Annotated in this window: 8 protein-coding genes; all 8 read right to left on the minus strand. The window is 35.1% G+C overall.

Translation table 11 applies throughout. From position 1 onward, the window contains the following. Positions 1-126: 126 nt before the first annotated feature. A complete protein-coding gene (locus ACH2CJ_RS17600) occupies positions 127-708 on the minus strand; it encodes an OmpH family outer membrane protein (RefSeq protein WP_394994633.1) in 582 nt (193 codons plus the stop codon). A gap of 7 nt (positions 709-715) precedes the next feature. Beyond that, positions 716-1,273 (minus strand): OmpH family outer membrane protein, encoded by a 558-nt coding sequence (locus ACH2CJ_RS17605; protein WP_394994635.1) that lies wholly within the window; start codon positions 1,271-1,273, stop codon positions 716-718. A gap of 202 nt (positions 1,274-1,475) precedes the next feature. Next, positions 1,476-4,124 (minus strand): outer membrane protein assembly factor BamA, encoded by a 2,649-nt coding sequence (gene bamA, locus ACH2CJ_RS17610; RefSeq protein ID WP_394994638.1) that lies wholly within the window; start codon positions 4,122-4,124, stop codon positions 1,476-1,478. A gap of 20 nt (positions 4,125-4,144) precedes the next feature. Beyond that, on the minus strand, positions 4,145-4,906 hold the full coding sequence (locus ACH2CJ_RS17615) for an isoprenyl transferase (protein ID WP_394994641.1): 762 nt from the start codon (positions 4,904-4,906) through the stop codon (positions 4,145-4,147). A gap of 201 nt (positions 4,907-5,107) precedes the next feature. After that, complete coding sequence (locus ACH2CJ_RS17620) at positions 5,108-5,905, minus strand: DUF6089 family protein (RefSeq protein ID WP_394994643.1); 798 nt, start codon at positions 5,903-5,905, stop codon at positions 5,108-5,110. A 60-nt stretch (positions 5,906-5,965) separates the two neighbouring features. After that, the gene (locus ACH2CJ_RS17625) at positions 5,966-7,024 is read right to left on the minus strand and encodes a DUF6089 family protein (RefSeq protein WP_394994646.1); all 1,059 of its coding nucleotides are present in this window, start codon (positions 7,022-7,024) and stop codon (positions 5,966-5,968) included. 52 nt (positions 7,025-7,076) lie between these two features. After that, positions 7,077-7,961: an NAD kinase gene (locus ACH2CJ_RS17630; protein WP_394994649.1), complete on the minus strand. Its 885-nt coding sequence runs from the start codon at positions 7,959-7,961 to the stop codon at positions 7,077-7,079. A gap of 118 nt (positions 7,962-8,079) precedes the next feature. Next, positions 8,080-9,474: an MBL fold metallo-hydrolase RNA specificity domain-containing protein gene (locus tag ACH2CJ_RS17635; protein WP_394994651.1), complete on the minus strand. Its 1,395-nt coding sequence runs from the start codon at positions 9,472-9,474 to the stop codon at positions 8,080-8,082. Between the last annotated feature and the right edge of the window lie 641 nt (positions 9,475-10,115).

Below are 10,115 nucleotides of genomic sequence, written 5' to 3' on the forward strand. Positions count from 1 at the left end.
TTTTACTTACAAAAGTAGCCAATCGCTACATGATTCTTGAAAAATGTGGAAAGTAAATTATATAACAAAAACCGCAAGAAAATTAATCTTCTTGCGGTTTTTCAAGTATTTTATTGTTCACTAACCTTATTTCTTAGGTGCAGGAACTGGAGTTGTTTGTGCTGCTGTTTTTGCAGGAGGTGTTACGCCTAATTTTTTGAAAATTAAGTCTGAAATGTTATCAGCATCGGGTGCAACTAACAAGATTGGAGTTGTTCCTGGCCCAGCGTCAGTATTAAAAACATACGTATATCCATTTTCTTTAGCAACATCTTTTACAGTTTTGTCGATTTTCTCTAAAACTGGAGCTAATAGTTGTTGTTGTTTTTGTTGCAATGCAGTTTCAGAATTTTGTTGAAATTCTTGAATAGCAGTTTGACCACTTTGCAATTCTTTCTCACGGTCAGCTTTAATTACTGCTGACATAGTTCCACCATTTTTTTGATAATCTTCGTATTTTGCTTGAAAAGCTGCAATTTTATCTTGCAAAAGTTTATCATACTGAGCTTTTTCAGTTTTCAGTTTACTTTCAATATCCTTTGCATCTGGTATGTTGTTCAGAATAAAATCAACATTGGTATAGCCAATTTTTGCAGTTTGGGCATTTACGTTAGCAATACCAACAAACATTAAAGCCGTGATAAATGCGGCAAAAAATTTCGTCTTCATTTGTTTACTATTTTTTTGGTTTGATTACTTGGTTATTTTGGTTTTTGTCTTCTTTCAATGAAATTCCTAAGGCCTCCAATACATAATCGGTATAATCATGGCGAGGGTCGGTATAAATCATATTAATATCTGATGCTTTGTCAAAAATAAACATTAATTGTTTTTGTCGGGCTATTTTTTCACAAGCTTTATAGATTTCGTCTAAAGATGGTTTTATCAATTCTTTCTTTTTTTGAAAAACCAAACCATTGATGCCAAAAACTTTATTATTTAGGTCTTTCAAGGCATTTTCTTTGTCTTCAATATTTTTTAGTCGTTCACGTTTCATATCAGCTGTTAACAAAATTTCTTCTTGCTGATACTGTAAACGCATTTTTTTTAGCTCTGTTTCTTTCTCTTCAATATCTTGCACCCATTTTTCGGAATATTTTTCCATATCCTCTTGTGCTTTTTTGTACTCGGGCATTTTGCTTGTAATGAACTCCGAATCGACATATCCAAACTTCTGTGCGAAGGTTTGAACAGAAACAAATGCCAAAATTAGTAAAAATATTGTCTTTTTCATTCAAAAATAATTGTCAATGCTTAAATTTGTGAATGTTTTTTATTTAATGGTAAATTATTGAAGCCTTTAAGTTTTTGTGATTCTGACATACTAACGTATCTTACGTAACTAATTAGTATATCATTAACAGATTTTTAACAAATAGGTAAACCAATAATTCACTTAAAAACTATCTACTTGCTGGCGATTAACAATAGTCTAATTATCTTATTTGCTGACCGATACTAAAAGTAAATGACTTTAAGCCACGATTTGAAATACCGGGAATCGGGTCAAATCCTTTGCCGAAATCAAGACCAATCATACCAAATGCTGGCATAAATATTCTTGCACCAACACCCGCCGTACGACGAAGTTTGAACGGATTGAAATCTTTATAACTGCCCCAACTATTACCGGCTTCTACAAAAGTTAAGAGAAAAATAGTTGCTTGTGGGTTAAGCGAAACAGGGTAACGCAATTCGGCAGCATATTTACTGTAAGCAATTCCACCCATACGACTCAAAGTAACACTACCAGTGCTTGTTCTTAATTGTTCAGCTTCTGCCATTGATAGTTCGTGAACTACGCCCTCGTCGTAGCCCCTCAAGCCAATTAAATCGGCACCCACATTCATAGAGTTTTGCATCCCCATTCCTGCTCCACCTAAGATAAATCTACCAAATGGACTAAAATCTACACGACCTCCATATTTACCCAAAAAGCCCATATTAGCTTTTGCGTGGAAAATCAATTTACCAACTACTGGAGCATACCAATCGCCATCAAACATCCATTTATGTCCTTCAATCCATTTGAATTTATCAGTTACTGTTCCGTTTCTAAATGCTGAATATGGAGGATTGAATGTGGCACTCAAAGTAAATTGCGAACCAGCACGAGTAAACTGAGGATTATCTAAACTATACCTTGAAAGGGTAAAAGCAACTGATAAATCGTTGGCAACCCCTTTTTGAAAACCAGGAATAAAATAACTATTATCAACATTATATCTTTGATAAGACAAAGCAGCGTTGAAACTAAAGCTACGATCTGGCCAATTTAAACGTTTTCCATAGGTAACAGATCCTCCTGTATTTTTAAAATAACCCGAATAAAGGCTTGACCCTCCATAAATAGAGGCATAGTCAGCTCCATATTGTTTTTCTAAGGCTTTTTGATAACCTCTATTATCGGAAGAAGTGTGAAATATACTAACCGAAAATGAATTTGGTTTCTTGCCACCTATCCAAGGTTCTGTAAAAGAGAGTGAATAAGTTTGATAGAATCTACCACTTGCTTGCAAACGTAAAGCTAAGCGTTGACCATCACCAGCAGGAAGAGGTTTCCACTTTTTTAGATTTGTAATATTTCGAGCAGAAAAATTGTTGAAAATAACGCCAAAAGTACCAACAAAACCTTGTAAACCGCCCCAACCACCCGATAATTCGATATTATCGCTTGGTTTTTCTTCTACATTGTATTCAATATCTACCGTGCCATCAGCTTGTGGAATTGGTTTTGGTTCAATCTTTTGTGGATCGAAATAACCTAATCTTGAAAGTGTTTGTTGGGTTTCTATAAGTTCAGTTTTACTAAATTTTTGACCAGGTTTTGTCAATAATTCACGCATAACAACGTGGTCACTGGTTTTGGTATTTCCGTTAAGAATAATACGGTTGATGGTTGCTTGCTTACCTTCTCTAATTCGCATTTCAATGTCTATCGAATCGCCTTCAACGGCTATTTCGACAGGTTCACAGTTAAAAAACAAGTAACCATCATCCATGTAGGCCGAACTAACGTCGCCTTGTGGAATACCATTAATTTTTTTATTAAGCTCTTCAGGGTTATAAATGTCCCCTTTCTTGATAGATAGAATTGCCTCTAAATCTTTTGTTTTACGCAAATAGTTGCCTGTCCAAGTAATATTACGGTAGTAAAAACGAGTTCCTTCGTTAATATTCAATACTATTCTTAGATTATCTCCATCAGTCGAAAAGGTAGAGTCAGATGTGATTTGGGCATCTCGATAGCCTTTTTTATTATAGTAATCAACAAGAGCTTTCTTGTCTTCTTCAAATTTCTTGGGAATAAATTTTGACGGCGAGAAAATACGAAGAGGGGCTTTGATTTTCGTACTTTTCAATTTTCCTAATACTTTCCAATCTGGTAATTCGTTTACGCCAATAAGTGTTATATCATCAATTTTTACTTTATTTTTCTTGTCTATATTTACAATCAAAGCGGCATTATTGGCACGAATAGTATCTGAAATTTGCTTGATTTGTACGACAGTATTCAGATACCCTTTTTCAATATAAATCCTTTTGATAGTCAGTTGGATATTTTTTATCAAAGCATCGGTAATTACCTTTCCTTTATTGGCTTTTACTTTGTCACTTACGGCATCTATCTCACCTTTACGTAGCCCTTTGAATACAAACTTATTTAAACGTGGACGCTCTCGTAAATGGATGTCTAATTCTACTTTATCAAAATCAATCTTGGCAATATTGATAGCAACGTCTTCGATAATACCTTGTTCCATCAAACGACGAATTGCGGTACTAATTCGCTCTCCAGGAATGGTAATTTTATCATTTACGTTTAAACCCGATACCGAAATTAATGTATTGGGGTCGAGAAACTTTACACCACTAACAGTAATTTTCGAAATAGTGTATTCTTTTGGACGCTCATAATTAACCGCTATTTCTTTTGGTTGCTCAATTTTACGACCTACACCAAGTGGAAACTGGGCAAAAACACCCACAGAAGAAAGTAAAAAAGGAATGAAGAGAAAACTCCTAACCGAAACGCCAGACCGTCTAAAACAAGAAAATGTATTCATAAAAGTTCTAATCATCATAATTTAATATTTACACTCCTTTAAGAGCGGTTTGCCGATTCGATGGGAGGTAATTGCTCACTTGTTTTGCCGAAACGTCTTTCACGTTGTTGATAAGCGGCAATTGCTTCAAATAAATGCTTTTGACGGAATTCTGGCCAAAATAAATCGTCCATAAAGTACAATTCGGCGTAAGCCAATTGCCAAAGTAGGTAATTACTGATTCGGTGATCGCCACCTGTGCGAATCATTAAATCTACATCTGGGGCATCTTCGGTGGCTAAATACTGAGCAAAAACATTTTCAGAAATGTCTTCAACAGCTATTTCTCCTGTTTTGACCTTTGCTGCAATTTTTTTGGTTGCTTGTACTATTTCCCACTTTCCGCTATAACTCAATGCCAAAATCAGTGTTAGTCCAGTGTTATTTTTTGTCAATTCCACCGAATCAAGCATCTTTTTGCGAGCCGATTTCGGAAGATTATCAAGGTCGCCGATTGTTTTAACTCTAACGTTGTTTTTGTGCAAATCGGGCACTTCTTCACCAATAGTTTTTACTAACAATTGCATGATACCATCTACCTCTAATTTTGGACGATTCCAGTTTTCGGTTGAAAAAGTGTAGAGCGTAAGATATTTTACGCCTAATTCCACGCAGCCTTCAACAGTATCTCGAACCGATTTAACACCATGATGATGCCCAAAGATTCGCATAGCCCCTTGTTGCTTTGCCCAACGACCATTACCGTCCATAATAACGGCTATATGACGGGGTAAATTGCCTAAATCAATGTTTTCTTTCACGGGTAAATCAATTAACAATAACGAATTAACAAGGTTTAATTAATCTAATGTAAGCAAAAAGGACTGCAAAGGTAGAAAAAAAGAACTGTAATTGATAAGTTTTTGAGGATTTGTAGAATCTCGAAGCAGATTTTGTAGAGAAAAAGATGAATTTCTAAGTTTTATCTAAATTAACAACAAGAATAAAGTGAAAAAGGTACTTTATCTGGGCGGATTTGGACAATGAACTTTGTAAAATAAATAACTAATCGAAAAATTTGTATAATAATACATGTCCCTAACTTTGGTATTTGGTATTTGGTATTTAATCAAATATTGAAATTTGGCATCTGAAGGGACAATACCAGCAGGAAGATTCAAAGGATATGTTCCATCGGAATAATAGCCAAAGTTGTCTAAAAAATCGGTATTTACTCGTCTTGCTCCAAATTCAACACCCCAGTTCCATTTGCCTTTTCTCTGCCATTGTTTTTTAAAACCAATGCCTAACGAAATGTATTGCTCATTTTTGTTTGATGAATATGGAGAAAAAACAGAAGGATTTACGTCCGTTTTACTTTGAGATTTTGTGTCAATAATAGTAATTCCGTAGCCTCCAAAAACATAAGGAGTCCAGTTATTTACAATCCTTGAAGCACTGGTTCGAAAATTCAAGAAGTTATATTCTATTTGTCCGCCACCTTCTATCAAATTTGCATCAAAACTATATTCTCGTGATTGATGTAATGGGTCTGTTTTGACTAATTTGTCGTCGCCATGAACTTTCCCAATCATGGCTTGTGCCTTGAAAGAAACAGAACGGCTATAATTCATTCGCACAAAGGTATTTGCTCCTGGACGGATAATTAAGGGCTTATATGTGGGCATAACATCGCCTTTGTATTGGCATACACCAGCACCCGCTCCTATTTCCCACGTTTGAGCAAAAACACTTGATTGTAATACAATAAGAGAAGCTAAACCGAATATTTTTCTTACTACCAATTTGCAAATAATCATTTAAGAATTGTCGTTAAATGCTGCTGCGAAGAACCGCTTATACTCATATATTTAGTAGTGTTATTTTATAGGCGGGCATTTGATTTTACTACTGATTATATAACTAATAGTGAGTTGAGAGACAAAATAACTATCCCATCTTGTTGTACCTCGGGCACTATTGGCAGCGTAGCCAAACAGTGTTGTACCATTAGTAGCTGGTGTTGGAGTACCTGCCGCATTTAATTGATTGATAGCAATATTAGTAAAATCATTGACACGAGAAACACCTGTACGAGCGGTAAAGTTTTCACCGGCACGGTTAGCAAAAATAGCTCCCAAAGGAGAAACAGCTGCTAAATCATTTGGATTGGGATAGTCGGTATTACCTACATCGTCTAAATAATCAAAAGGGGTAATTCTTAATCCTGTCTCTAAATTCAAATCAAATTTTTCATTTAATTTGAATTTCAAACCTAAACCTACTGGAAAAACAGGTTGAATGAGGGAATATGCTTTTGGATAAGTATCGTTAATGCCTTGCCCCGATGTTTGCTTGTCTTTTAGGCTTGTCCAAGCACCTATTGTTACTTCACCAGTACCTGCGTCAACGGTTGCTACATCACGAGCTTGAGGATTATGTCCATAAAAACCAAAACCAATGAAACTATAAGGCATAAAACTACTTCTTCCTTGTTGACCTTTGCCATATTGTGGTAAAAGGTTGAATAAACCAGTAAGGGTAAATTCTTTTATATCATTTCTAAAATGAAGATTACGCAGAAATGGTTGATAAAATTTATCTAAATTACGTTGTGAATAATTATAATCATCACCTGCAATTCTTGCCCAAGTAAAACCAACACGTGCAGCTATTTGTGGCGATAATTGACGCGTATAATTGATAGTTGCGTTCCAACGAACATTCGTGATTAGGCCATAATAAAAGTAACTATATGGAGATAAATCGCCAAAATAATGAGAGCTTCCTCCCCCAATGCCTACCGATGAAAATTGATTGAGTTTATTTTTTTTACTGAAAATGCCAGACTGAGCAAAGTTTTCTTCATTAGCCAAAAGCACCAAAGAAAAACACAATAATAGGCTATAAGCCGTGTTTCTTAATTTTAACAATTTCATACGAATAGCTGGTTTGTCAAATTATTTAACGTAATTATAAAAACTTTTATTGTCAATTTCGGGCATCAATGCCCCATTTAAGTTTCCCTCTTAAAGTATTTAAGAAATCATCGCCTTCCATTTTGACCATTTTTGCTTTGAAATCTTCTTTTCTCACTGTAATCGTTGCCTCTTCATCATCACCAATAATCTTTGCACGAGAGTCCATCGAAACTAAGAAATTATTACTTCGACTTTCTACTTTGAACGAAATGACACTGTCATCAGATACAATCATTGGTCGCACAAATAGGTTATGTGGACAAATAGGCGTAATAATAAAATTTGCCGAATGAGGCATAACCAAAGGCCCACCACAACTCAACGAATAACCCGTTGAACCTGTTGCTGTTGCTACCATCAAACCATCTGCCCAATAAGTATTTAAAAACTCGCCATTAATATAAGCATGAATTACAATCATGGAAGAGGTATCGGTCTTTGAAATAGCTATTTCATTAAGAGCAAAATTCGTGCCTTCTTCAAAAAGCTCTGTTTCGGAGGTTGCCGAAATCATTGTTCGCTCGTCAATACTATATTGTCCATTGACTAATTGGTAGATTGTTCTTTCAATTTTGTCGGGAGAAACAGCCGCTAAAAAGCCCAATCGTCCGAAATTGAAGCCTAAAACAGGGATTTCTCGCTTACCAACGTGCGAAAGCGTTTCGAGGAATGTACCATCGCCACCGAGGCTGAAAGCGAAGTTGGCATCAAAGATTTCATTAGAATTAGTGTAAACAACTTTGCTATCAATCCTAATGCCCGATTGGAGCAATATTCGTTTAAAAGATTCAGAAAGTTGAATCTCTATTTTATGTTGTTTTAGTTCGTCAAAAACTTGCTGAATATTGGGAACGGAATCAACATTAAATTTTCGACCGTGAATGGCTATTTTCATTAGAAAAAAAACCCTGACCTCTAATAGGGAAGTTAAAATTTGAGTAATTTATATACTTTAAGGCAAAATTATTAAGGGCAAAATTACGAAGGATTGTCGCAAAAGCTACTTAAAATGCTTACAAATCAAAACCTTCGCTTTGTGCAGGAATTAGAATTTCTTGAAAACCGACTTTTTCCAAGCGATTTTTGAAAGCCAATTGATTCTCTATTTCTCCATGAACCAAGAAAAGCTTCTTCACTTTTTTAGCATCTTGGCAAGATAGATATTGAATCATTTCGGAATAATCGGCATGGGCAGAAAAAGAATCCATTACTTCTACTTGGGCATTTACCTTATGTAACTGACCAAAAATTCTTACCTCTTTTGCTCCTGATTTTAATATAGCACCTAAACTTTCAGGAGAGCAATAGCCTACCAGTAAAATAGTTGTTGTTGGTTTTTCAACATTATTGGCAATATGGTGTTTTATTCTGCCAGCCTCTGCCATACCCGACGACGAAATAATAATACATGGTTCATGGCTTTCATTAAGGGCTTTCGACTCATTTACCTCACTAATATAATGTAAATTGTCAAAATCAAAGGCATCGCCATCGTGCTTAATATACCGTAATATTTCGGGATTAAAACATTCTTCATTGTTTCTCATTGCGATTGTAGCTTTTACTGACAAAGGACTGTCGATATAAACAGGGATTTTTGGTAAAAGTCCTTCGGAAGAAAGTTGGTCAAGGGCATAAATTAATTCTTGCGTTCTATCAACTGCAAATGCTGGAATAAGTAGTTTTCCTTTGTTTTCTACGCAGGTTTCTTTAACAATTCGCAGTAAATGTGCTTTTACATCAACTTCTGGCTCATGCAATTTATTGCCATAAGTTGATTCACAAATAATATAATCGGCTTGTGGAAAAGGCATTGGACTGCGTAAAATTTTGTCGTTGGGTCGTCCAATATCTCCAGTAAAAAATAAGGTTTTCGTAGCATTTTCCTCTTTTAAAGACAAGTAAATACCGGCACTTCCTAATAAATGTCCACTATCAAAATAGGTAGCAGTTATACCTTCTTCTAAATAAAAAGGAGTAGAATAATCTACGGTTTTGAATAAAGATAAAGCCATTGCCACATCTTCGGCATTATAAAGCAATTCAAAAGGCTCTTCGTTGCGTTTTATTCTTCTTTTATTTATACGTTCTAAGTCTTTTTCTTGAATATACGCCGAATCGAGCAGCATCATTTCGCATAAATCCTTAGTGGCGTTTGTGGCATAAATTGTACCTCTGAATCCTTTTCGGACTAATCTCGGAACAAGTCCTGAGTGGTCGATGTGAGCATGACTTAAAATAAGGAAATCTACCTCTTTGGGGTCAAACCCAAATTGTAGATTTAATTCGGTCGTGCCAATTCCTTGGAAAAGTCCACAATCCAATAATATTTTTTTGCCTTTGTTGGTCGTTACAAGATGCTTGCTTCCAGTAACTCGTTGAGCCGCTCCGTAAAATTGAATTTTCATATACCCCAGTTTTTTTGCAAATAAGAGAATTTATTTTGTCAAAAAAACAATGAAAGAGTAAATTTATACAGAATCGAATAGACAATCCAATTTCAATTCAATCCAAATTGTCTTAAATGGAAGCCTTCGTTACTATTTTTGAAGGTAAATTCCTCTCCGTCTAAAATCTGCCAATGTTTGCGGTCAATATCCGACATGTTTTTTTATATCAGGAAAAAGATTCAATGGAACTTTCATAATCCTACCGTCAGACAAATACAATTCTACAAATCCTTTTGGAAATTTTAAATTTATTAGCTTAGTTACCAAATCATTTTTTTATTAAAATTGCTTTTATTTTTTCACCTTTCAAAACTTTTTCTACTTGCGAAACTGTAAGTTCGTAATACTTATCTATATCTCTGATTTAGTTCTTTTTTGTAAAATCTCCTTTTTCAAATATACTCAAATCATCTAACCAAACTTTTGCACCTTTAGCATTTTTATTATTTGTTCTGAAAATATATATGTTTTCTCTCATTTGGGTTTTCTCCTGCCCATGTAATAGACTTCCTGCGAAAGTATTTTAAGTCGAAAAACACCATCTTTTCGGCTACAAATTGAGCAAATTTTTCAACCGTAGCGGTGCTATGCTTTCAAAA

Origin of the sequence: Emticicia sp. (assembly GCF_043780375.1) — a bacterium.
Taxonomy (GTDB): domain Bacteria; phylum Bacteroidota; class Bacteroidia; order Cytophagales; family Spirosomataceae; genus Emticicia.